The 22,494-nt window shown below is 58.4% G+C and carries 20 protein-coding genes and 2 pseudogenes; 11 read left to right on the forward strand and 11 right to left on the reverse strand.

Annotated elements, in window-relative coordinates; genetic code table 11:
- Nucleotides 1–418: 418 nt before the first annotated feature.
- Complete coding sequence (locus EO776_RS16115) at nucleotides 419–1,534, forward strand: oxidoreductase (protein ID WP_176454961.1); 1,116 nt, start codon at nucleotides 419–421, stop codon at nucleotides 1,532–1,534.
- A 100-nt stretch (nucleotides 1,535–1,634) separates the two neighbouring features.
- Here EO776_RS16115 and EO776_RS16120 read toward each other — a convergent pair.
- Nucleotides 1,635–2,273: pseudogene (locus EO776_RS16120) on the reverse strand (IS6 family transposase).
- Nucleotides 2,274–2,431: 158 nt separating this feature from the next.
- Here EO776_RS16120 and EO776_RS16125 point away from each other — a divergent pair.
- Entirely contained in the window at nucleotides 2,432–3,307 is an 876-nt protein-coding gene (locus EO776_RS16125) for an amidohydrolase family protein (protein ID WP_094519879.1), read from the forward strand.
- Here the strand turns inward: EO776_RS16125 and EO776_RS16130 are convergent, their stop codons facing one another.
- Both EO776_RS16130 and EO776_RS16135 read right to left on the reverse strand, forming a co-directional pair.
- Nucleotides 3,308–4,069 carry an enoyl-CoA hydratase/isomerase family protein gene (locus tag EO776_RS16130; protein WP_094519878.1) on the reverse strand — a complete coding sequence of 254 codons (762 nt, stop codon included), beginning with the start codon at nucleotides 4,067–4,069 and terminating at the stop codon, nucleotides 3,308–3,310. It abuts the gene before it with no gap.
- A gap of 50 nt (nucleotides 4,070–4,119) precedes the next feature.
- Nucleotides 4,120–4,806: a helix-turn-helix domain-containing protein gene (locus EO776_RS16135; RefSeq protein ID WP_094519881.1), complete on the reverse strand. Its 687-nt coding sequence runs from the start codon at nucleotides 4,804–4,806 to the stop codon at nucleotides 4,120–4,122.
- Nucleotides 4,807–4,911: 105 nt separating this feature from the next.
- Between EO776_RS16135 and EO776_RS16140 the strand changes: the two genes are divergently transcribed.
- From EO776_RS16140 to EO776_RS19925, 5 genes and pseudogenes are all read left to right on the forward strand, one after another.
- Complete coding sequence (locus EO776_RS16140; protein WP_094519877.1) at nucleotides 4,912–5,853, forward strand: Phenylacetic acid catabolic protein; 942 nt, start codon at nucleotides 4,912–4,914, stop codon at nucleotides 5,851–5,853.
- A 3-nt stretch (nucleotides 5,854–5,856) separates the two neighbouring features.
- Nucleotides 5,857–6,162, forward strand: a pseudogene (locus EO776_RS19815) (PacF protein); the annotation flags it as partial.
- A gap of 218 nt (nucleotides 6,163–6,380) precedes the next feature.
- Nucleotides 6,381–7,217 (forward strand): 1,2-phenylacetyl-CoA epoxidase subunit PaaC, encoded by an 837-nt coding sequence (paaC, locus tag EO776_RS16150; RefSeq protein WP_094519875.1) that lies wholly within the window; start codon nucleotides 6,381–6,383, stop codon nucleotides 7,215–7,217.
- Complete coding sequence (paaD, locus tag EO776_RS16155; RefSeq protein WP_094519874.1) at nucleotides 7,210–7,644, forward strand: 1,2-phenylacetyl-CoA epoxidase subunit PaaD; 435 nt, start codon at nucleotides 7,210–7,212, stop codon at nucleotides 7,642–7,644. Before paaC ends, paaD begins: the two co-directional genes overlap by 8 nt.
- On the forward strand, nucleotides 7,641–7,808 hold the full coding sequence (locus tag EO776_RS19925) for a PaaD-like zinc ribbon domain-containing protein (protein ID WP_432509024.1): 168 nt from the start codon (nucleotides 7,641–7,643) through the stop codon (nucleotides 7,806–7,808). The genes paaD and EO776_RS19925 overlap by 4 nt, the downstream gene beginning before the upstream one ends.
- Before the next feature lie 586 nt (nucleotides 7,809–8,394).
- Here EO776_RS19925 and EO776_RS16160 read toward each other — a convergent pair.
- Nucleotides 8,395–9,927: an aldehyde dehydrogenase family protein gene (locus tag EO776_RS16160; protein ID WP_094519873.1), complete on the reverse strand. Its 1,533-nt coding sequence runs from the start codon at nucleotides 9,925–9,927 to the stop codon at nucleotides 8,395–8,397.
- Nucleotides 9,928–10,136: 209 nt separating this feature from the next.
- Here EO776_RS16160 and EO776_RS16165 point away from each other — a divergent pair, with 209 nt between their 5' ends.
- Entirely contained in the window at nucleotides 10,137–10,871 is a 735-nt protein-coding gene (locus EO776_RS16165) for a hypothetical protein (RefSeq protein ID WP_094520166.1), read from the forward strand.
- A gap of 174 nt (nucleotides 10,872–11,045) precedes the next feature.
- Here EO776_RS16165 and EO776_RS16170 read toward each other — a convergent pair whose 3' ends face one another.
- The 5 genes from EO776_RS16170 to EO776_RS16185 form a co-directional block, all read right to left on the reverse strand.
- Entirely contained in the window at nucleotides 11,046–13,097 is a 2,052-nt protein-coding gene (locus EO776_RS16170) for a primary-amine oxidase (RefSeq protein ID WP_094520165.1), read from the reverse strand.
- A 152-nt stretch (nucleotides 13,098–13,249) separates the two neighbouring features.
- A complete protein-coding gene (locus EO776_RS16175; protein ID WP_094520164.1) occupies nucleotides 13,250–13,822 on the reverse strand; it encodes a type 1 periplasmic-binding domain-containing protein in 573 nt (190 codons plus the stop codon).
- Nucleotides 13,823–13,829: 7 nt separating this feature from the next.
- Nucleotides 13,830–14,390, reverse strand: coding sequence for an ABC transporter substrate-binding protein (locus tag EO776_RS19825; protein ID WP_394346137.1), 561 nt, complete (start codon nucleotides 14,388–14,390; stop codon nucleotides 13,830–13,832).
- A gap of 168 nt (nucleotides 14,391–14,558) precedes the next feature.
- The gene (locus EO776_RS16180) at nucleotides 14,559–16,013 is read right to left on the reverse strand and encodes an aldehyde dehydrogenase family protein (RefSeq protein WP_094520163.1); all 1,455 of its coding nucleotides are present in this window, start codon (nucleotides 16,011–16,013) and stop codon (nucleotides 14,559–14,561) included.
- A gap of 151 nt (nucleotides 16,014–16,164) precedes the next feature.
- Nucleotides 16,165–16,626: a MaoC/PaaZ C-terminal domain-containing protein gene (locus EO776_RS16185; protein ID WP_094520162.1), complete on the reverse strand. Its 462-nt coding sequence runs from the start codon at nucleotides 16,624–16,626 to the stop codon at nucleotides 16,165–16,167.
- A 91-nt stretch (nucleotides 16,627–16,717) separates the two neighbouring features.
- On the opposite strand from EO776_RS16185, the gene paaI reads away from it, so the two are divergent.
- A complete protein-coding gene (gene paaI / locus EO776_RS16190; RefSeq protein ID WP_094520161.1) occupies nucleotides 16,718–17,116 on the forward strand; it encodes a hydroxyphenylacetyl-CoA thioesterase PaaI in 399 nt (132 codons plus the stop codon).
- A 75-nt stretch (nucleotides 17,117–17,191) separates the two neighbouring features.
- On the opposite strand, the gene paaK is transcribed toward paaI, so the two are convergent.
- Nucleotides 17,192–18,481 carry a phenylacetate--CoA ligase PaaK gene (gene paaK, locus EO776_RS16195; RefSeq protein ID WP_129452574.1) on the reverse strand — a complete coding sequence of 430 codons (1,290 nt, stop codon included), beginning with the start codon at nucleotides 18,479–18,481 and terminating at the stop codon, nucleotides 17,192–17,194.
- Between the two features lie 179 nt (nucleotides 18,482–18,660).
- Here paaK and EO776_RS16200 point away from each other — a divergent pair, with 179 nt between their 5' ends.
- Nucleotides 18,661–19,833 carry a thiolase domain-containing protein gene (locus EO776_RS16200; protein ID WP_094520159.1) on the forward strand — a complete coding sequence of 391 codons (1,173 nt, stop codon included), beginning with the start codon at nucleotides 18,661–18,663 and terminating at the stop codon, nucleotides 19,831–19,833.
- Nucleotides 19,830–21,266 (forward strand): zinc ribbon domain-containing protein, encoded by a 1,437-nt coding sequence (locus tag EO776_RS16205; protein WP_094520158.1) that lies wholly within the window; start codon nucleotides 19,830–19,832, stop codon nucleotides 21,264–21,266. The genes EO776_RS16200 and EO776_RS16205 overlap by 4 nt, the downstream gene beginning before the upstream one ends.
- A 1-nt stretch (nucleotide 21,267) precedes the next feature.
- Here the strand turns inward: EO776_RS16205 and EO776_RS16210 are convergent, their stop codons facing one another.
- Nucleotides 21,268–22,410, reverse strand: a complete 1,143-nt coding sequence (locus EO776_RS16210) for a thiolase family protein (RefSeq protein ID WP_094520157.1) — start codon at nucleotides 22,408–22,410, stop codon at nucleotides 21,268–21,270.
- Nucleotides 22,411–22,494 lie beyond the last annotated feature (84 nt).

Consider the following 22,494-nt stretch of genomic DNA (forward strand, 5'->3'; position numbering starts at 1 on the left):
ATGACTGCACGGGGATCACGATCTCTGAAGAGGCGATTATCTCACGCTTCGTCATCGAGGAGTTGGATCGCTCCGCCCAGTGACCTTGGTCCTCACTCTCTCTGTCAAGATTCCATCTCTGAATTCACTCGACAGCGCTCCAGAACCGAGTACAGAGTGACCCGATCCCACCGCCTTCTGCGGATTCAACAGAGCACTGTCTTCTAATGAATATCTGGAAACAAATATATTGCCAGATGAAGCTGAATACTGAACTCAATCAACAGCCGCAGTGTTGCTTCTCTCCGCAAAGTCTGAACTGATCTCGTCTAACGAGCAGCCAAATTGGTCTATTTCAGCGACGAATCACTTCCTGTCTGAACGCTTTCCTCCAAGGAGCGGAGGATGTAATGCGAACCGACTCCTAATAAAATATATAATGATGTTTAATTCAGTATCGTTAGGCGATCTGACACTGAACAATCGGATCGGGTTAGCTCCGATGACACGGGTAAGTGCAATGGACGATGGGCAGGCGACTTCTAGGATGGCCCGGTATTACACGAAGTTTGCTAAAGGGGGATTCTCTTTTCTTATCACTGAGGGTGTCTACACTGATAACGCCTATAGTAAGGGGTATAACAACCAGCCTGGGTTGGTCACTGACGATCACGTGGAGGCGTGGACCCATGTGACTAATGCTGTACACGACGCTGGGGGGGTAATTTTTGCGCAATTAATGCACTGTGGTGCCCAGAATCAGGGGATCCCGCGAGAAAGCGATCAAGAAACTATCGCCCCGTCAGCAGTCAAGCCGGACGGTGAAAAGAACGAAGCCTACGGTGGCAACGGGCCATACCCTAAGCCGAAAGAGGCCGACAAGGAGGACCTCAAGACTGCTCGAAGGGGGTTCGTTGCGGCGGCGGTAAACGCTCACGAGGCCGGCTTTGACGGCGTGGAGATTCACGCCGCGAATGGATACTTGCTTAACGAATTCCTTTCAGACAAGATGAATCAGCGCGAGGATGAGTACGGTGGTTCACCAGAAGCGCGGGTACAGTATCCCGCAGAAGTCGTCGATTCGATCGTTTCGGCTGTGCCCGAGGAGTTTATCGTAGGCGTCCGGGTGTCACAGTCGATGGTGACTGACTACAGCTACGTATGGCCCGAAGGCGAAGAGGCAGCAGCGGTGTTCTTCGAGATGCTCTCGAACACTGGGGCAGACTACATCCACACAACCGAACGCTACGCCACAGAGCCAACGTTTGGAGACGATGGGCCATCGCTTATGGAAGCCGCGGTCAAGTACGTCACCGACGATACGGTCGTTATCGCAAATGGTGGCCTCGGGACACCCGAAGCAGCACGCCAGGCGATCGACGACGGGGCGGACCTCGTAACCCTAGGGACGAGTGCTCTTGCGAATCCGGACTGGCCATCGCGGGTTGTGGCGGGCAAAGAGCTCGCACAGTTCGACCGGACGCAGTTGCTGGAACCGAAAGCCGTCATCAGCGACGAGGAACTTTCTCTTGACAGCTCATCAGTTGACGAGTAACAGTAGTTGAGGCTAGCTATCTCAATGCATACGCTCTTCGATTCCTAGTGTCGAGAAGCAGGTGCGGAACTATGATCTCCCCCTGTCATTGCAGGTGGTGTTAACTTAAGCATCGGTTCCAGCAGACGGGAAAGGCTCGGAGGCATGATTCTACCGCCGTCGGCTCCGTATTTCCAAACATATTTGAAAACAAAAAATTTTGTCGTTTTGCTCTTCAAACGACATATTTGACAGCAGTCCAATTTCCATGACGAGTGATTTGAAATCGGAGCGGGGTTCGTGAGAGCGCAGCTGTGAGATGTCCGCCAGCATCAACCAGAAAGAGCGCGTCGTCAATATGGTGTTTCTCTCTGAGATCGCGGAGAAACACCAGAGTAAATTGTTGGTTTTGAACGGTAGATACGCCAACGTGGAGGAATTCAGTTGTATGAGGATCGACGGCGGCGTACAGCCAGAATCGATCTAAATCGATCTGAATCGCAGTCTCATCGACCGCAACGCGATCTGGACTCGCACCATCAACTGGCTGTAGATCGGCTTTTTGAATCCAGTTGTGGATTGCTGTTCGACTCCGATTGACACCCAATTTCTCAAGATACTGATTTGTATTCAAAACTGATAGTTCAGCAAGGTGGAGCTGAATACCGGTTTCAATGATCTCGTTGGGTGTCCGCTCTCGCTCCACAAACTCCAAGTCGATCCATTCAGTAGAGCCGGTGAGGCGGTTGGTTTCGAACATAGACCATTCGAAACACTGACCGCCTCGTTCTTAACTTAACATCGCCCTTCAACGCCACCCGCTAAACTAGGGACCTGCACACCGTAGGCGTCCATTTCTTCTGGAGATCGCATCACCGGACGGGTAGACTTTTGTGGTGCTGCCCGCATCTTTACGGTATGAGCGGAGCGCTACCGGGTACGGACGAGAACCGGTTGTTCGATACGCACGCCCACCAGCCCACCAGCGAGTTTCTTCATGACGCCGGCGGCGAAATGATGCAAGATGCGGCCGATCGCTTCGGAACGGACCTGGAAACGTGGGATTACGAGGAGATGATCGACGAGTACCACGAGGCGGGCGTCGGTCGCGCCGTCTTGCTGGGTTGGGACGCCGAAACGAACACCGGAAATCCGCCCGTGCCGAACGACTACGTCGCCGAAGTCCGTGACGAACACCCCGATTTCTTCGTCGGGTTCGGGAGCGTCGACCCCCTAAAAGACGACTGCGTTCGGGAGGCCATCCGGTGCGTGGAGGACCTCGATCTGTCGGGGTTCAAATTCCAGCAGATAGCACAGGGATTCGATCCGTCCGACGACCGCCACGACCACCTCTGGAGCACGATCGAGGATCTCGGTGTCCCCGTCGTGTTCCACGGGGGGAACTCCACGTTGGGCGCCTGTAGCGCCGGCGGGCGCGGTCTCAAGGTAAAGTACGGAAATCCCATGCTCATCGACGATGTCGCAGCGGAGCATCCGGACCTTCAGATTCTCATTGCCCATCCCGCCTATCCCTGGGAAAAAGAACAACTGGCAATTTGTCAGCAGAAGGGTAACGTCTACATGGATCTCTCAGGGTGGATTCCGAAATACATCGACGAGCAAGTCCTCCAATACGCCGGGTCACTACTCAAAGATAAAGTGATGTTCGGTACCGACTACCCGATGATTTCCCCCGAGACGTGGCTTGAGTCGTTCGAACATGACACCGACTTCAGTGAAGAGATTCAGCGCAAAATCCTCTTTGAGAACGCCGAGGAGTTTTTTGACCCATGATCAGCTGAAATCTGGTTTTTGCCCATTTAGGAACGCTTCGACCCCTCTGTCGTGGGCCGGCGTGTCGTAGGCCATCGCTTGAAGTCGCCCCTCCTGCGCCAGCCCGTCGCGCCACGACTGCCCGAGGTTGTCGTGGATGGCCTCCTTCGCCATTCCGATGCTCGCTGTCGGGCGATCCCGGAGTGTGTCAACGAGATTGTCGACGCGCTCGTCGAGTTTATCGTCCGGTACTGCTTCGTTTATCAGGTCCATTGCTGCGGCCTCGGTCGCGTCGATGAGGCTCCCGGTGAAGGCGAGTTCCTTCGTCTTTCTGAGGCCAATGATCCGCGGGAGCATCGCCGTTGCGCCCATGTCCGGAATAAGACCAACGTTGATAAACGTCGCACCGAAGCGAGCAGAGTCGGCGGCGTAGGCGAAATCTGAAACCGCCGTCAGAGACATTCCGGCACCAACTGCGTCTCCGTTGACTTTGCTGATAACCGGCACTGGCGCAGTGAGGGCGTTCTCGGCGACCGCTCCAAGGGTCTTGCGCACACGATTGTACGCCTCCAACGTCGTCTCGTCCCGTGCTGCCATAGCCTCAATGTCGCCGCCAGCACTGAATGCTTCGCCTCGACCTGTGATAACGACCGCATCGTGCGTCTCAGGGTCTAGGCCGGTGAGCGCGTCGGCGATCTCAAGCGCAACGTCCGCCGTCATCGCGTTTCGAACGTTTGGGCGGTCGAAAGTAATCCGTCGAACGGGACCGTCGTCGATTTGCATGGGTGTATTTCCAGGTGAGTGTACTTTGTTCTGGCTCTCCGTGCCGTCGTTCAGTTGTCATCCGTGATTCCATCGTCGGTACCGCTTGAGCGTATCCGGTCCGGCCGGTCCGCAATATCAGGAAACAGTTGCATGAGCAGACTATGCTGAGCACGATGGAGTCGCTCGATGAACGCGGACTTGCTGATGCCCATCTCGGCGGCTACCTCGCTGGCGGTCGCCTCGCGCGGAACTGTAAAGTACCCCATAGCAACCGCGTATCGCAGGCTTTCTTCCTGTGCCGGCGTGAGGTCCCACTGTTTCGCTATGGATCTCTCTTCTTCGCCTCGGAGGGCATACACCCGTTCGAGTTTCACACCGACGGTCTCACTGGTAGTTTCCATCACCGCCCGCATGATCTCGTGACCGACGACAGCCCCGGTCACGATGGCGCTTCCGTCTTGATAGATGATAGATTCGACCATGAACCCGCCGCTGATGAGTTCATGGACGACACACGGATGTAAAGAGAGACAGCGGTAATTGTAGCGGTCGCCGTTGTCCGATTTGTAAAGATACCGAATCCGGTCGTCTTCATCGAGCCAAGCCGTTAGATCGTCGCTAAGGGCGGAACTGAACCGAAGAAGCACGTTACCGTCGCTACGCATCAGTGGCGGAGCCACATCGACAGTTGTGCCTGTCGACCGAGTTGCATCAGCCAGTGGGCAGTCATCGCCCTCAATCCGGAACTCGGTCATCAGACACTCATCGATCATACTCCACAATGTCGGGGAGAAGTTAAAAAACCCGTCTATGGACTGGACAATGACTAATAGGTAACAAGCAATATCTTATGATGAATCATGAACATTGACGAAGTCAAAGAACGTGCGGGTCCACGGGCGTTCAACCCACGAGACGACATGCCCGAGGAGTACCGGAAAGCTGCGACGCGGATGCTCGAATTCCACGCAAACAGCGAAATCATGGGTGCGTACTTGGAGCGCCCGTTCATTCGTAAAGCGCCGAGCCTAGAGCGGAAGATGGCCTTCAGCGCAAAAACGCAGGACGAAATTGGTCACGGGCAGATGCTCTACCGGGCTGCCGAAGCGCTCGGCATCAAAACTCGCGACGAAATGCTCGACGACCTCGCTGAGGGTCGCGGGAAGTTCCTCAACTGCTTCCACTACCCGATGGAGAGCTACGTCGAAACGCCAATGATCGCCTTCTTTGTCGACGGCGCCGCAATGCGTCGCCAGGCAACGCTCAAAAAGTCTAGCTGGGAGCCGTACGCCCACGCAATGGACAAGATCTGCTTCGAAGAGGGGATGCACGTCAAGCACGGCGAGTCCATTCTTCGTGAGTTGATGAATGGTTCCATCAGAGAACAAGAGATGACCCAAGAAGCCTTCGAGAAGTGGTGGCCACGCATCTTGCAATTTTTCGGTCCGACCGATGATAAGAGCACCCACCATGGCTTCGCGTCGGAAGTTGGTCTGAAGACGGCCTCGAACGACGAACTTCGGAACTCGTTCCTCAACACCTACATGCCCAAGGCGGAGCGGTACGGGCTCGAAATTCCTGATGAGCCGCGAATCCGTGACAATGGTGATGGAACCTACGAAGTCGTTGAGGATGACCTCGACTGGGACGAGTTCTTCACCGTCTCGAAAAACGAATACGAGGGTAGCAAACAGCAGATCAACGGCCGCGCACAGTCGCAGAAAGCCGTGCAGTGGGTCCGTGACATGATGGATAGCCAGACGACCACCGGCAGTGGCCCGATCCCACAGGCGGCCGACTAGACCATGATCTGGGAGGTTTTTCGCCAGTCAAACGAAGGTGGTGAGTTCAAATACTGTCGTGACGTGCACGCACCCGACCGGGAGATGGCAAAGCAATTTGCCGTCATCCAGCACGGTCGACGCAAACCGACGAACGCGCTGTGGGTTGCACCGCAAGAGAAGATACTGAGCATCTCTCCCGATGAAGACCCGGGCGAGTCGACCGCCGACGGTGAGACCGTCGAGTGGGTCGTCTTTGCCCCGAACTTCCAAGGCTATCAAACCGAGGCAGGTTCGGTTGAGGCGACTGACGAGGCCGGTGCGAAGGCATTAGCGCTTGAGGAGTTCTCCGACCCTGACGACAAGGAACTCTGGGTCGTCGAGGAACAATTCCTCAGCGAAGTAAACGCGACCCAAGTTGCGTTCGGCGGGACGACCGACAAAGCGTACCGATTCGCACAGACCTACAACGTCGACCCTGCCGCCGAAGAGGTAGCAGCCTCCGAAGGTGAGCAGGTTGAGGCCGAGCGCCGGCGAGGTGAACTATAATGTCGGCAACCGAACCCGACCTCGGCAGCGCCGATGATCTTACCGAGCGTGAGCGAAACGCTGTTGAGGCACAGTTGTTCCGACTGGCTGACGACGAGTACGTCCAAGCCGAGCGTTACACGTTTTGGCAGGTTCGCGCGCCAACGCTTGAGTCTGACCTTGCCTTTGCAAACAACGCACAGGACGAACTTGGACACGCCCGACTGTGGTACGATGCCATTCAACAGTTCGGTTACTCCGAAGAGTCGCTGCTCTGGGAGAGCGAGCCGTCGGACTTCCAGCACAGTACCTTCGTCGAGCTTCCCTTCGAAGAGGGTGACTGGGCAGACGCGGTCCTCCGAGCGTACCTCTACGACGTGGCCGAGGACATCAGGCTGTCAGCGTTAGAAAATTCAAGTTACAAAGTCATCCGTGAGCGCACCAGCCGGATTCAGGGCGAAGAAGGCTACCACGTCGAACATGCCGAGAGCTGGCTGCAACGAATGGCTCAAGACAGCGACGCCAGTCGCCGCGTGGAAAAGGCGCTCGATCATCTCTACCCGTACGCGCTGACCTTGTTCGAGCCGGTTGGTGATGTGGAAGATAATATCGTGGAACTCGGTGTCCGGACCATGACCCTCGACGAGATGCGCGAGGAGTGGACCGACCGAATCACCGACTTCCTCACCAACCTCGGCTTCGACGTCCCGACGGACGAGGAACCGGCCACGCCCATTGGCCGGGACAACAATCACACCGAGTACTGGGACGAACTGTACGAGGAGATGGTCTCCTCGTACCGGAACCTCGGTCGACACGAAGCGACCAAGCTCATGGGCCCTGAAGACGATGAGTAGCGATTACGACCGGCCACGGGCCGACGCCGACGCAAAAGCATGCTCGTACACGGAGTACGATACGAAAGAGCGTGCGACGGGCGATGTGCCTGCCACCGGTGACGGAGCCGAGGGACTCGAACGCGAGATCTGGTCCGCACTCTACCAAGTCGAAGACCCTGAGATGCCTATCAGTGTCGTCGACCTCGGACTGATCTACGGACTGGAGCTTGACGACGGTGAAGTGACAATCGACATGACGCTGACTTACAGCGGGTGTCCCGCTCGTGAGCTCATACTTGAGGACGTTGAACAGGCTGCTGAGAGCGTCAACGGCGTTGACAAGGCCGACGTGCGTCTGGTCTGGTCGCCCGACTGGTCCATGGACCTCGTCACCGAACAGGGCAAAGATGCGCTCCGCGACTTCGGGATAAGTTTTGACCAATGAGCGAACCCGATCCAAGCGTTACGACTAGTGGCGAACTGACGGGTGCTAGGTGCCCGTACTGCGAGTCAACCGACACCAAGCGAGAACATCCCTGTGGTCCATCGCGGTGTCAATCCATCCACTACTGCAACGAGTGTCTTCAGCAATTCAAAAAGTTCGAGTGATTCACCCAAACGACAGCTCATTTCTACGCTCTTCACGCCTGTAGTACTCATCTCAATTCCGTTATACTTTACAGAACTCAGCCTCGAACGTTGAGTATCTAGCACTTAATCGACCGAAAATGGCGTCTGAGACGGTGTAAGCATGGAAAAGAGAGTTCAGCCGCAGACGCTCCGCTCTCCACTAGAGGTTCAAACGCCGTGAACGCTGCCTTCACTACCCCCTGTGAATCACTCTCCTGTTCGATCGATACCGTAAATTCCTCGTAGAACGTCTTTTCCTCCGATTTCGGGCCCAATAGTGCCAACACGACAACATTCAAAGCTGAGTAGACTGTTTAGAACAAAACGAGGAATTGGATACACCCAGAAATATACGAACTCTGGTGTGTAACCGAAATAGATACTTTGCAGACATTCCACCGTCCCGGCGGTCGTCGTCGAAGCGGGCGATTTCGGATCGATTGGCCACCGTAGGAGGTGACTGTTCGTCCGCAGTCCCACCGGAGAGCGGGTCAGTGCCGTCTCGCCGCGTTCCGGGTCGGCGGTCACGTTACACTCCGGGGTAGACCCCCCGACAGCATTCGCCTCAGCCGAGGTTGACGTTGATTGCTTTCGTCTGAGTGAACTCGTCGATAGCCTCCATCGCGTTCTCACGGCCGGTACCGGACTGTTTGTAGCCGCCGAAGGGCTGACCCGCCGAGACATCGTTGTAGTGGTTTACCCAGACCACACCGGCTTCGAGCCGTCGGGCGGTCCCGAGGGCTTTGGTCACGTCACCGGCGATGACACCGGCGGCGAGGCCGTAGTCGACGTCGTTTGCCAGCGCGACCACGTCGTCTTCATCACTCCAGGCGAACGTCTCCATGACGGGACCGAATATCTCCTGTTGAACCGACGGGTGGTCGTGGTCGATGTCGTCGATGACCGTCGGTTCATAGAAGGCACCGCCCGCCAGCGAGTCGTCGTCGGGCGCGTTACCGCCGGTTCGGATAGTCGCCCCGCTCTCGCGGGCGGCCTCGACGTAGTTGTGCGTGCGTTCGACCTGCTCGGCGGAGACTTTCGGCCCCATATCCGTCTCTTCGAGGAGCGGGTCGCCGACCGACATCCCTGCGGCCGCGTCGGTAAAGGCGTCCATGAACTGTTCTTCGATGTCCTCGTGGACGAAGAGCCGAGAGCCCGCGGCACAGCACTCTCCCTTGTTGAAAAAGATTGCCATCATCGCTGCCTCGACTGCTTCCTCGAGGTCGGCGTCCGGGTAGACGATGACCGGACTCTTTCCGCCGAGTTCGAGTGTCGTCTTCGTGATGTCCTCCGCGGAGTTGCGGATGATCTCTTTCCCGACTTCCGTCGACCCTGTAAAAGAGATTTTGGGAACGTCCTCGTGAGTCGAGAGGGGTTCGCCCGCGTCCTCGCCATAGCCCGTGACGACGTTGATGACCCCGTCCGGGACGATATCGTCGGCCAGTTCCATCAGTTTCAGAATCGACAGCGGGGTTTCCTCGGACGGTTTGAGCACGACGGTGTTGCCGGCGGCGAGGGCGGGGCCGAGTTTCCAGATGGCGATCATAAGCGGGAAGTTCCACGGAACGATGGCCCCCACGACGCCGTAGGGTTCTTTGAGCGTGAAGACCTGCTTTTCACGGTCGAAAAGGTCGTTCGTCTGGCGGGTTTCCCCGGTGACGTTCCGGGCCGCGGCGGCATAGTAGGTGAGATGGTCGACGATCAGCCCCATGTCACCCATCGCTTCGGTGATCGTCTTGCCAGTATCAAGCACTTCGAGGGTTGCGAGCGTCTCCTGATTTTCCTTGATGACGGCAGCCATCTCCGAAAGGACGCGCTGGCGCTCGCCTGGTGAAGCGTCTTTCCACCCGCCCTCGAACGCCTCGTGTGCTGCTTGGACGGCAGCGTCGATGTCGGCGGCGTTGCCGGCCGGTACCTCGTCGATCACGTCTCCCGTGGTCGGGTCCCGTGTCTCTATTGTCTCGTCGCTGTCACCGGCGACGAACTCCCCGCCGATGTAGTGGGCGAGAGTGTCGGGAACGGCGTCTGCGGCAGCGTCGCGATGTCTCTGTTTGATTGCACTGTCGGTCTCTGCTGAATCATCACTAGCTGTACTCATAGGTAGGGCAATGACAACATTTGCCACGAGACTGTAAATAGTTAACTGAAGCCTCAGATTTGAACGTTGAGTATCTAGCACTTAATCGACCGAAAATGGCGGCTGAGACGGTGTGAGCATGGAAAAAAGAGTCCAACCGCAGACGCTCCGCTCTTCGGTGGTTTGCACTCGACACAACAGTTATTATTCGACATCTTATCGTGTGGAGTATGCGGGTGCGAGTCAGTGTCGGGCACGCAGTGTTCGGTGTCGCGTTCGCAGCGACAGTACTGAGCGGCACTGCAGCGGCACACGGGGGCGCGGGGTCGACAGGCGCCGCGGGCGTTCTGATCGTCGTCGGCGCGACGGTGATGGGCGGCTTGGTGGCTGGACTCTCCGGTCTATGGTACGACCGGTGGCTGCCGACGATACCCGTTTGGGCGCCGTTTGCCGTCGGGGGATTGCTTGTCGTTCTCGGCGGGTCGTTGTTCCTGTCGACAGCCACAACCGTCGGTACCGATCCGGCCGGACTCCTAGTCGCCACCCTCGCTGGTGGCGCCGGTGTGGGGTTTGCTGTCACCGGCGACGACTGGGGGTGCTCGTGTGATGCAGACGCCCTCTCGACAGCGGTTTTCGGCCATCGGTTCGTCGAGGGACTGGTTCTGGGAATCGTCCTCGACGCTGCAAACGGGCTCGCTGTTGTTGCTGGCGCGGTCGTCGTCGGGCATGCGGCGGTCGAGCTGGCCGTCATCGGCCGCTACTACCGACGTGTGGACCGACTCCGTCGCGGATTCGCTGCTATCGCGGTGATTACGCTGGGATTCGTCGTCGGCGCCGCGGCCGGGACGACGCTCCTCTCGGCCGTTCCAGATGTGTTGGAGGGGGCAGTCCTCGCGGCCGCAGGCGGCGTGCTGTTGGCACTCGGTGTTTCCGAGTGGCAAAAAACAGGCCTCAACGCAGGCTAAACGTTGTGCAGAGCGAATCGTTTTATTACTGGGTGATGACTTATTGCTAACGATGATCGTGCTAACCCGTCGCGCTCTATACCCCGTCTGGCTCGTCCGCGTTGTTTGTCAAAAGTAGTCGTAATTTACAAACCAGTGCGATTGGAGTCGGCAGTCGCCGACACCAGTGCCTGCTCAGTCGTCGTCTGCCGTACCCTGCATACTCTCGTCCGTTTCGTCCTGGAACTCGTCCCGCGAGGGGATGTTGTGGCCCTCGTTGATCGCGTGTTCCGGCGGCACGTCGATGGCCTCGGACTGGTCGAAGAAGTTGTCCGGCGTCAGTTTCAGGTTTGCCATCTGGACGGGCAACACCGGCCAGTCCTCGGGTCGGGTGACGTGGTTTTTCCCGAGCGTGTACCAGACTACTAGGTCCTCGTTGTCGAGGTCGCGGTTCTGTTCGGTCCAGACTGGGAGCCCTTGTGGACCCTCGGCCTGGTTCGGATAGTCACCGGCCGGGAAGCGCTCGTCCTCGTCGTGTGGAGTGACCCAGAGGTGATTGTCGATAAATCCCGCGCGCCGCAGCACGCTACTGTCGTCGGTCTGTGCTGCTTTGACGTTCTCGTGCGGCTCGATACGGTAGCCGACCTCCTTGTCCAGCTTGTTCGTCTTGTTCGGGTTAGTCACCTTCCAGTACCGCCCCTCAAGCGGGTTGATCAGGCGCTGGGCCTCCTGCTCGGTCTCAAGCTGGCGCTGGTCGGCGTAGAAGGCATTGCCGCCGGGGTTGGGCGAGTCGACTGAGGGATCCGCGTGTGGACTGAATCCCTGGGGCCCCGTCGGCACGGTCTGGTTTTCGACCTCGTAGATGTTGTTGTCGGTGCCGTCGATGTCGAAGTCCAGGCGGAAATTGAAGAAGTGCTGGTGGATGGCTGACTTGAGCTGTGGCGCGAGCAGTTCGTCGTAGCCCGTCACGTCCTTGCCCTTCGCTGCCGTGGCGGTGGCGTCAATGCCGGTGAGTCGGACCTGAACTTGGATGCTACCGTCTTGGTAGAAGTACCAATAAAAGGCATAATCGTAGTTCCCGACCGCGCCGATGAACGAGACCACAAGACGGCGGTTTCGGCGGGATTCAGCCGACTCGGTCCGCCAGTCCGACCGCTCCCACAGGAGACCGTAGTCCTCCTCGTGCATGCAGATGGCGTTCGGGACGACGTTGACATCCCCGTCCATGGTGTTCATCACCGCGTCGAAGTAGTGCATGTAGCCCAGGCAGTCACACCGCTTTTCCAGGGACTTGGCCATCCGGCCGATGTTGTACTCGCCGGCGTCCATCGCGTTCTTGAACCGGTCGTGACGGTCGGGCGAGCCGTATGGGACGGACATCTCGGCCAGCGACGCACGGTTCAGAATCTTCCGAAACTCCCCGTTGTCGTCGTAGCCGACGTTGTGGAGCACGAGGCCCTCACGCTGTGTCCAGCCGACGCGGAACTCCCAGTTTTGCCACTCGACTTTGTGGCCGTCGACATCGAAGGAGGGGCCGTTGGGCTGGACGACGTCGTACGGTTCCACGTCGTCGCGGAGCTCGACCTCGCCCTCGCGATAATGCATCTCCTCGGGCGGGAATATGTTGTCCTCGTCCGGGGGTCCGTCGTCGACCACTTTGACGACTTCCATCGCGTCCAAGTCGACGAACGCGTGCAGGCCGTGGACCGGCTTTGCGTACCCCTCGTCGCCGTCTTCCTCGCTGGGTCGGAGGTAGCTCAGGCCGTGTGCCATCCGTCGGTCGCGATCGATATCCTCCGGGATGAAATCGTACCCGACGGAGAACGGATCAACCATGGCGCGGTCGGTGTCCTCGACGCCACGGTCTCTGAGAGCCGCCTGCCACTCTTCGTTTTCCTTGACCGTCTGTTCGCACTCGATGAACTCCTGGATGGCAATCGATGGCTGGGCACCGTCGATGTGCTCTACGTCTGTGAGTTCCTCGTCTTCCAGCGAGACGACTGCTTCGTACGTTTTGCGTTCCGGGCTGTCCCGGATTACCGCAAACGCCTCACGCTCGATTTTGGTCCCGTTCTCTCTGTATTCGTTCAGGGCTTCCTTTGATGGTTCGTTCAGTTCGATTTTTACCATCCGTGCGTTGTCAGTGAAGTCGGATGCTTCACGGAGCACTTTACCTGCGATTTCTATCTCGCCCGGCAGGAGGGGGTCCAAAGGGTGTTCAACTGTTTCTTTGGCTTCGGTTGCCATACACACATGACATGTGCACACACACTAATAGCTTTCTGGATCTAAGACCGACGTTCGGTATGCCTCGATCGCGCCACAGACCGGTTCGCGGTGCTTTTCGGCCGTCTTCACCGAGGAAGCGTGGCGACGGAAACCGTCCCACTGGCCCGGGGCTACAGTTTCTGGTACTCGCCGTTCGCGTGCTGCTCGGGGTAAACAGTGACCTGCTCACCGTCACGCCATTGTGACCACGTCGGCTGGAAGAAGCCCGGCCCATACTTGAGGTCGTGGGGGTACGCGTTGCCGTCCGGACTCTCTTCGTCGGGGCCGTACACCGAGTACGTCTGGTTGAGGTCGTAGGTGGTGTTCTCCATGGTCTCGACTGTATCGTCCAGGCTCGAACCGTCCTCTGTGCGGACTCGGGCGTACATCTGCGTCGCTGCGTACGCTCCGAAGGCCGCCCAGGTCGGTTTGCTCGGCCGGCTGTCGTAGTTCGACTCGTAGATGTCGACGAACTCCTGTGCCTTCGAGGAGAGGTCAACGCCCCATGTGGTGAACGTTCGGCCGATGATGAGCGAGGAGTCGGAGTTGATATCCGAGAGATACGCAGGCGACTGTGAGGCCACGAGGTCACCGAGTAGCGGTTTCTGTGTACCCGACTGTTCGTGCGCCAGCAGCGGTGCCTTTCCTGCCTCGGCGACGAGCCCGAACACGATATCTACATCCATCTCTTCGATCTGGTTCATCTACGGGCTAAAGTTGTTTTCGCTGAGCGAGAACACGATGTCGTCGTCGATTTCGATTCCCAAGTTCGGAACGTTCTGCTTCAGGGCCGGAGCGACCTGGCCGGTCTAGGCAGCGTCCTCGCGCAGAATGGCTGCACTGGACCAGTCCTGTTCGCCCACTGCAAACTGTTCGGCGAAGTTTATCATGTCCAGCACGAAAAAACGCCGCGTTGATCGATGCAACCCTGAACCACGGCTTGAACCGCTCGTAGTCTTCCGCGACTTGGGCCGGCAGCGCAGGTGAGACAGCACCGACGTTGAGATGAATCATTTCGGTGTCGGCCACCTCGGACATGATACCGGACGCCGTCTGTTCGGCGAAGGTCCCGAGTGTGGCATCAGCTCCCTGTCTGTTGACCAGCGTGTTGTGTGCTTGTGCAGCGGCGGTCGATTGGCCCTCGGTGTTTGCACTCTCGACTGTCATCTCGGCGTCAAGGATCCCCTCGTCGTTGTTCTGTTGTGTGGCAAGTTCAACGCCGCGTTCGGTTGCCTTTCCAACGTCGAGACCGAGCGCTGTCAGTACCCCAATAGTTTCTTCACCCGAACCAGAATGGTCACCACCTCCTCACGCGGGGTGGCTACCGGTAGAAGATCGAACATCAAAAATCCGATGTTGCCGCCGTCTTACGTTCAACACGGCATTACAAAATAATACTACGAAGCGGGCGAACAAGTAGCTCACCGGCGGCGGACGGGGTCAGTCGAGGTTGACGTGGACGTTCTTGACTTCGGTGTACGTCTCGATGGCTTCTTGACCCTGAGCACGGCCGTGGCCGCTCATCTTCGTGCCGCCGAATGGCGTCTGTGGCCACGTGTTCGGCGTTTCGTTGACCATGACCATTCCGTAGTCGAGCCTGTCGGCCACTCTGTGGGCACGCGATAGGTCGTTGGTCCAGACACACGAGGTCAACCCGAAAGGCGAATCGTTTGCGACCTCGATCGCCTCTGCTTCGTCCTCTACTTCGATTACCGACAGTACCGGGCCGAAGATTTCCTCGCGGGCAACAGTCATGTCGTTAGTCACGTCGGCAAGCACTGTTGGCTCAACGAAGTAGCCCACGTCCTTTTCGTTGGGAACACCGCCACCTGCTGCCACGGTTGCACCCTCGTCGCGACCGATTTCAATGTATTCGAGGACTTCTTCCAACTGCTCTTTGTTCACGACCGGCCCCATCTGGCCGTCGTCGTCGATGCCACCGCCGATAGGAATGCCCTCCGCGATGGTGGCCATTTTCTCGACCATCTCGTCGTAGACGTCCTCGTGAACGACTAAGCGGGAGTTGGCCCAACACATCTGGCCCGCGTTCATGAAGATGCCATACTGCACACCGCGCGAAGCCGTATCGAGGTCAGCATCCGGGAAGACGATGGCCGGTCCCTTTCCGCCGAGTTCAAGCGTTGCGTCGGCGACAGCCTCGGCCGCGTCCCGCTGGATGGACTTGCCGACGCCAGTGCTCCCGGTGAAAGTGACGTGATCGACACCATCGTGGCTGGCGAGTGCACTCCCGGCACCGGATCCAGACCCGGGGACGACGTTGACGACGCCGTCAGGGAGACCGGCTTTCTCTGCGGCTTTCGCGTAGTACAACGCCGATAGCGGCGTGACGCTGGAGGGCTTGAGAACGACTGTGTTGCCCGTCGCTAGCGCTGGCGCGATACCGCGGCCGGCTAGCTGGAAGGGGTAGTTCCAGGGAGCGATGTGGGCGGTGACGCCGACCGGGTCACGCGTCGTATAGTTTAGACGGGAGTCCGAAACAGGAATTTCGCTGCCTTTGATCTTATCTGACCAGCCGGCGTAATACCGGAACGTGTCGATGACCATGTCTATTTCCAACCCGGCCTCGAACGGCGTTTTGCCGTTGTCGTGCGACTCGACGAGCGTGAGTTCGTCTTTCATCGCCTCGATGGCATCGGCCATTCCCCGGACGTGTTCACGACGTACATCGGGATCCATCGTGCTCCACTCGGAGCTGCGCTCGGCAGCGGCCGCTGCCGCCTGAACAGCCTCGTCAACATCAGACTCATCGGCCTTCTGGACCGTCGCGTATTCCTCTTCGCTGGCTGGGTCTACCGAATTGATGGTCTCACCGCTGTTTGCGTTGCGCCATTCGCCGCCGATATACAGCTCTGTGGGACCGGAGTACCTAGTCACAAAGAAACGATTAGTGTACGGCGTATTAGTTTTTGTTGTTAGACTCCCTACAACACTCGCAATAGCCCATAGAGACGGTTCTAGACCAACCTTCGACCGTCGATCACAGGCAGGTGGCGGCCCAATGGTTCGTCCGTCGGAATGTGTGTGCCTACTCCTCTTTTCTCTTAATGAGGAACTTCATATCGCCCTCGAAGACAGTGGTTCCATCTTGGTTTTCCATCTCCGTGTCGAGGACGACTAGTCCCACGTCCTCACGGCCGACTTCCTTCTTGTTGGAGACTTCCATTTCTAACTGGAGTGTGTCACCGATGTTGACAGGGTTCGGGAGGTCCATGTAGTTCATCCCGAGGAAGGCGTAGGCTGTGCGCTCAACGATGCCGGTCCGGTAGACGAATCCGGTCGCTTGGACGAATGTCATCGGACCGTGGGCGATACGCTCACCAAAATCCTGCTCTTCGGCGTACTCCTTGTTAGTGTGGAGTTCGGTCCAGTCACCTGACAGCGCTGAGTGCATCACGAAGTCTGATTCCGTGACGGTGCGGCCGACGCTGATGAATTCTTCTCCCTCTTCGAAGTCCTCGAAGTGATGTGGCTCGTAACTGTACGGCATACCTCAAAGACTGCTCAGGCCAGCTAAATAACTTTACTCCCGTTTCCCGCTCCGACACGTATTTATCGGGGCTCGCGATATATGAGATCGTATGTCAAGAGTCTCTGATGAGGCCCGCGAGCGCATCCAGTCGGATGCGTTCTGCGAGACGCTTGGTATCGATCTCATCGAACTTGATTCAGGCTTCGCCCAGACCGAACTGACCGTCACCGAGGACTTGCTGAACTTCCATGGGACACCTCATGGTGGCGCTATCTACTCACTTGCTGATTCTGCGTTTGCCGCGGCGTCAAACTCTCATGATAAGACGGCGGTCGCGCTGGAGACAAACATCTCTTATCTTGAGGCTGTTGATGTCGGTGAGACACTGACAGCAACTGCTCACGAGACACATTTAGCGGGAAAAACCGCGGAGTATGAAATCGAAGTTACCGATGAGAGTGACGATCGAATTGCCACGTTCAGAGGTCGCGTCTACAGGATGGAATAGCGTACAGAATTGGGTTGGGGTGGTGTCTACCCTAGGCTTCCACAGAAAGCCTCTGAGAGCGGTCTTAGGGCGGTATTACTTGCGGTGATCGTAGACACGCTGGACCTTTCCGACTTTCGACCGGGCGATGCCGCCTGGTTCGACCAGATCGAGTTCATCAGGCGAGAACTGCAGAACGTTTTCTAAGCGTTCGGTAATCTCGGCCTCGAGCGACTGGCGGCTCTGTGTGGTTCCCTCTTCCATCTCGACGGTTAGTTCCATAACGTCGAGACTTTCCTCACGGTAGAGATCAATACGGTAGTGCGGGGCGACACCGTCTAGATCTAGAATGACGTGTTCGATTTCGCTGGGGTAGAGGTTCACCCCGCGGACGATGAGCAAGTCGTCGGCCCGGCCAGTGACGTTGTCCATCCGAACCATTGTCCGGCCACATTCACACTCCTCGTAGTTCAGCGTCGTCAGGTCGCCGGTCCGGTACCGAAGCACCGGGAGCGCCTCCTTACTGAGCGTGGTGAGGATGAGTTCACCCTCTTCACCTTCCTCGACTGGTTCGCCGGTGTGGGGGTCCACGACTTCAGGAAGGAAGCGGTCCTCCCAGATGTGTAATCCTTCCTGTGCTTCGTGGCACTCACAAGAGACGCCGGGGCCGACGATCTCTGAGAGTCCATAAATGTCGATACCGTTGACGCCGAGGCGCTCTTCGATTTCCTCACGCATTGGATCTGTACAGGGCTCTGCTCCGAAGATGATGGTCGAAATCGGCAGATCGACGGGGTCGTGGCCCATCTCTTCAGCTGTCTCGGCGAGATATAGTGCGTAGGAAGGGGTGCAGGTGAATACGTCGCTTTCGAGGTCGATCATCAGTTCGACCTGACGCTGGGTCTGGCCACCGCCGATGGGGATAACGGTCGCTCCCAACTCTTCGATACCGTAGTGGAGTCCCAACCCACCCGTGAAGAGCCCGTAGCCGTAGGCGTTCTGGATTGTATCGCCCGCCTCAGCCCCGCTGGCGGCGAGTGAGCGAGCGACGACTTCGCTCCAGACCTTGATATCATCGTCAGTGTAAGCGACTATCTTGGGCTTGCCGGTGGTCCCGGAGGATGCATGGAGGCGCGTAACGTCCTCGCTGTCAACTGCGAATAATCCGTCGGGGTACTCGTCGCGGAAGTCCTCTTTTGTCGTTGTCGGGAGCTTTCGGACGTCCTCAACGCTCTGGATGTCCTCAGGCGTGACACCCATCTCGTCCAACTGATCTCTGTAGAACTCGACGTTCTCATATGCGTTCTCTACCGTATCGCGGAGCCGTTCGACCTGTAGTTCGCGCAGTTCTTCGCGGTCTGAGGTCTCTACTTTTTTATACGACATCTGTAAGTGTATGACTGTACACAATCATAAAAATTGTTTGGGTATAATTCTCTGAGATCTGGGAGGAGTTGTATCATCACGATTTGGACTCTCCCCCAGTGGAGATCAATTCAAAATCCGGCAGTAAGAGGTGCTCTTGGAGGAAAAGCTATTTTCCGACACCTCCGAAAGAGGTAGCTATGCGAGATGCGTATATTATCGGCGCAGGGCAGACTCCCTTCGGTGCGATGCCCGAGAAGAGCTACCGATCGTTGTTTACATCCGCCGTGGAGGCAGCCGTCAATAGCGTTCCCAACGGAATCGATGACAACGAGATAGACGAGGCCGTCGTCGGCTCTCTCGGTGTCGGCGGCCGCCAGCTCGGTCTCTCAGGTCCGGCTGCCACCGAGCATGCCGGACTCCACGGAATTCCGAGTTCTCGTATTGAAAATGCTTGTGCCGCGTCCGGGTACGCCGTTCGACAGGCCGTCCAGGCGGTTAAGAGCGGGATGGCTGACGTTGCTATCGGCGGCGGTGTCGAATCAATGACCGATATGAGCAGCGACGTGACCAAGTACTGGCTGGGCGTCTCCGGTGAGACAGAGTGGGAACGCCTGACCGGAACCACCTTCTCGGGCGTTTACGCACAAATGGCCTCCGCCTATATGGACAAGTACGACGCGACAGCCGAACACCTCTCGATGGTGGCAGTGAAAAACCACGCCAACGGCGCAAAAAACCCTAAGGCACACCTCGGCTTCGAGTGCTCGCTTGAGGATGCGGTCAACGCGCCCGTCGTCGCAGATCCGCTTAATCTCTATCACTGCTGCCCGACCTCTGACGGTGGCGCCGCCGTCCTCGTCGCCAGCGAGGACGTAGTCGACCAGTACACTGACGACCCCATCCGCGTCGCTGGTGTCGGTGCGGCCAGCGAGCGAGTCGGTCTTTTCCAACGGGACACGTACACTGCTATCTCTTCATCGAAGTCGGCCGCAAAGCGCGCGTACAATCAGGCCGGTATCGACCCCGAGGATCTGGACTTCGCGGAGGTTCATGATTGCTTTGCCATCGCAGAGCTCCTAGCATACGAAGATCTCGGGTTCTGTGAGCGGGGTAGGGCTCCCAGTATGTTGGAGGACGGAAAGACGGAACTTGACGGAGAGATTCCGGTCAACGCCTCCGGTGGCCTCAAGTCAAAGGGGCATCCCATCGGCGCGACGGGTGCCGGACAGGTCACCGAGGCGTTCAAACAACTTAGCGGGAAAGCCGGTGACCGCCAAGTCGAAGACGCCACACTCGGGCTAACACACAACGTCGGCGGGAGTGGTGGCGGCGCGGTCGTTCACGTTCTTGAACGGGAGGTGGCACAATGACCGATGCACAGATTGCGGCCATCGGCGCCTACACGCCGAGACTCCGCATCGTAGCTGAGGAGTTCGAAGACGCATGGGGCAGTTTTAACGCGGCCGGCGTCAAGCAAAAAGCCGTCCCCGAGGCCGACGAGGACGCGCTTACGATGGGCGTTGAGGCAGCCGAACGAGCACTCGATGTCGCCGGTTACAGCGGCGCGGACGTGTGCCATCTCGCCTTTGCCACGACATCGCCGCCGATGGCAGAAGAGGACCTCTCCGCGCGACTGGCGAACGTCCTCGGTGTCCCCGATAGCGTGACCACACGGACGATGACAGGCAGCACCCGCGTCGGCGCACAAGCACTCAGCGGGGCGCTCGATGCTGGCCCTTGGGGCGAAAAAATCGCCCTCGTCATCATCAGCGACTGTCCAAAAGGTGCTCCCGACAGCGACGTTGAACACGCTGCGGGTGCCGGTAGCGCAGCGTTGGTCGTCGACGGCAACGGTCCCGGAAAGGTCCTCGATCGCACATCTCACGTTGATACCTACCCAGGCACGCGGTTCCGAACCGGCGGCGACGACAAAATTACGGGATTAGGCGTGACTCAGTATGACCGCGAGGCGTTTACCACGACGCTGGGCGGCGCCGTGGACAAACTGGACGACTCACTCGAAGACGTAGATGCCGCTGCAGTCCAGTCACCGGACGGAAAGCTCCCCTATCGAGCGACCGCAGCGCTCGGTATCGACGCCGAGACCATCGCCGCCGCGGAGACGGTGAGTTCGCTCGGGGACACCGGCGCGGCGAGTGTGTTCATCGGTGCTGCGACGGCCTTCACGCAAGACACAGAGCGCCTCCTCGTTGCGGCTTATGGCAGCGGAGCCGGCGCAAACGCCATCCTCCTTGAGGGGCCGGTCCCGGTCGAGAGCGCACTTGACGGCGAGACCGAACTATCCTACGCCGAGTACCTCCGGCGTCGAGGCGAGATCACAAGCGACGAGCCGGAAGGTGGCGGTGCGTACGTTAGCGTCCCCTCGTGGCGGCGGACCATCGACCAACGCCACCGGCTGGTCGCCGGTCGCTGTTCGGCTTGTGGTGCGCTGAACTTCCCGGCGGACGGTGCCTGCCAGCAGTGTAACGAGCGGTCGGTGAGTTTCGAGGCCATCGAGCTGCCCGGGACCGGCACCGTTGAGGCAGTAACTACTATTGCACAAGGCGGTGCACCGCCGGAGTTTGTCGAACAGCAGTCAAAGAGTGGGCCGTTCGTTAGCGCCGTCGTCGCGCTCGACGGCCCCAGGGGCAAGGAGACGGTTAGCGTCGCTTCGCAGGTGCTTAACGGTGACACGAAAGTCGACATCGGGACGGCTGTCGACGCCACAGTTCGACGCATCTACTCACAGGAGGATGTCATCCGATACGGCTTCAAAATGCAGGTCAGCGAGACGCGACGCTAGGTTAGAGTCGCTTGAAAATCGTCGCTACGCCCTGCCCAAAACCGACGCACATCGTCGCGAGACCGTAGTCGGCTCTTCGTCTTTGCATCTCGTGCAGTAGCGTCGTCGAGATGCGCGCCCCCGAACACCCAAGCGGGTGTCCAAGTGCGATTGCGCCACCGTTGACGTTCACCTTCTCGTCGGGAATGTCGAGTCCCTCGATGCAGTGAAGACTCTGTGCGGCGAAAGCCTCGTTGAGTTCCACGAGATCGATGCTGGCCATCGTGATGTCAGCGTTCTTGAGTGCGGTCCGTGAGGCCGGGATTGGTCCCCTACCCATCACCAACGGGTCGACGCCGGCGACAGCGCGCGTTTCGACACGTGCGAGAGGATCCAGTCCGTGCTCTTCGGCGTACGCCTCAGAAGTGACGAGCATCCCTGCGGCACCATCTGTTAGCGGCGACGCGTTGCCCGGCGTCACCGACGCGCGCTCGTCGTCGCGGAACACCGTCGGCAGTTCACTCAGCGACTCGATTGAGGTGTCTGGTCGGGGCGTCGTATCTTTCTCGACCGTCTCGTCGCCGGTACCGACGGGGACGATTTCGTCGTCGAACCGGCCACTCTCAGCGGCCGCAACGGCCCGTTTGTGTGAGCGCAGCGCGAAGCGGTCCTGCTCGTCACGGGTGATGCCGTGTCGGCGGGCGAGGGTCTCGGCAGTCTGGCCCATCGAGAGTCGGTCGGCGTCGTAGCGCTCATGGATGGCGGGGTGGAGCCAGTCGGAGAAGGGAATTCGGCTCATCTGTTCGACGCCAGCGATGGGGTAGACTGCGCCGTCTCCCGCCTCGACTGCACGGGCGGCATCGGTGAGGGTAGTCATCGATGAGCCACAGAGTCGGGTGGTTGTCGCTCCGGGGACTGTCTCGGGGAATCCACCTGCGAGCAGCGCTTGCCGGGCGAGGTTTCGGCCCTGTTCTTCCTCTTGATTCGCACAGCCCAGTCGGAAGTCATCCCAATCGCTGGCAGGAACGCCGGTTCGATCGACGAGTGCGTCTAGTACTGTGGTGATGAGGTCCTCGGGGTACGGTCTGGCGAGAGAGCCATCTTTCCGCGCCTGCGGCGTCCGGACGGCATCAACGATAACGGCCCGGTATTTTGGATCGGCCATCAGTGACTAGATTCTATTGTGGGTGTGATATTAAATCACTGGCCAGCGCGTGGCGGGCAAGCAATGTTTTTTATTCTTCGGTAC

This window comes from Halorubrum ezzemoulense (assembly GCF_004126515.1).
Taxonomy (GTDB): domain Archaea; phylum Halobacteriota; class Halobacteria; order Halobacteriales; family Haloferacaceae; genus Halorubrum; species Halorubrum ezzemoulense.

What these genes read in the sequence shown, in the direction of transcription:
- EO776_RS16115 (WP_176454961.1), top strand. Translation starts at nt 419, where the DNA reads ATGATGTTTAATTCAGTATCGTTAGGCGATCTGACACTGAACAATCGG.
- EO776_RS16125 (WP_094519879.1), top strand. Translation starts at nt 2,432, where the DNA reads ATGAGCGGAGCGCTACCGGGTACGGACGAGAACCGGTTGTTCGATACG.
- EO776_RS16130 (WP_094519878.1), bottom strand. Translation starts at nt 4,069, where the DNA reads ATGCAAATCGACGACGGTCCCGTTCGACGGATTACTTTCGACCGCCCA.
- EO776_RS16135 (WP_094519881.1), bottom strand. Translation starts at nt 4,806, where the DNA reads ATGACCGAGTTCCGGATTGAGGGCGATGACTGCCCACTGGCTGATGCA.
- EO776_RS16140 (WP_094519877.1), top strand. Translation starts at nt 4,912, where the DNA reads ATGAACATTGACGAAGTCAAAGAACGTGCGGGTCCACGGGCGTTCAAC.
- paaC (WP_094519875.1), top strand. Translation starts at nt 6,381, where the DNA reads ATGTCGGCAACCGAACCCGACCTCGGCAGCGCCGATGATCTTACCGAG.
- paaD (WP_094519874.1), top strand. Translation starts at nt 7,210, where the DNA reads ATGAGTAGCGATTACGACCGGCCACGGGCCGACGCCGACGCAAAAGCA.
- EO776_RS19925 (WP_432509024.1), top strand. Translation starts at nt 7,641, where the DNA reads ATGAGCGAACCCGATCCAAGCGTTACGACTAGTGGCGAACTGACGGGT.
- EO776_RS16160 (WP_094519873.1), bottom strand. Translation starts at nt 9,927, where the DNA reads ATGAGTACAGCTAGTGATGATTCAGCAGAGACCGACAGTGCAATCAAA.
- EO776_RS16165 (WP_094520166.1), top strand. Translation starts at nt 10,137, where the DNA reads ATGCGGGTGCGAGTCAGTGTCGGGCACGCAGTGTTCGGTGTCGCGTTC.
- EO776_RS16170 (WP_094520165.1), bottom strand. Translation starts at nt 13,097, where the DNA reads ATGGCAACCGAAGCCAAAGAAACAGTTGAACACCCTTTGGACCCCCTC.
- EO776_RS16175 (WP_094520164.1), bottom strand. Translation starts at nt 13,822, where the DNA reads ATGAACCAGATCGAAGAGATGGATGTAGATATCGTGTTCGGGCTCGTC.
- EO776_RS16185 (WP_094520162.1), bottom strand. Translation starts at nt 16,626, where the DNA reads ATGCCGTACAGTTACGAGCCACATCACTTCGAGGACTTCGAAGAGGGA.
- paaI (WP_094520161.1), top strand. Translation starts at nt 16,718, where the DNA reads ATGTCAAGAGTCTCTGATGAGGCCCGCGAGCGCATCCAGTCGGATGCG.
- paaK (WP_129452574.1), bottom strand. Translation starts at nt 18,481, where the DNA reads ATGTCGTATAAAAAAGTAGAGACCTCAGACCGCGAAGAACTGCGCGAA.
- EO776_RS16200 (WP_094520159.1), top strand. Translation starts at nt 18,661, where the DNA reads ATGCGAGATGCGTATATTATCGGCGCAGGGCAGACTCCCTTCGGTGCG.
- EO776_RS16205 (WP_094520158.1), top strand. Translation starts at nt 19,830, where the DNA reads ATGACCGATGCACAGATTGCGGCCATCGGCGCCTACACGCCGAGACTC.
- EO776_RS16210 (WP_094520157.1), bottom strand. Translation starts at nt 22,410, where the DNA reads ATGGCCGATCCAAAATACCGGGCCGTTATCGTTGATGCCGTCCGGACG.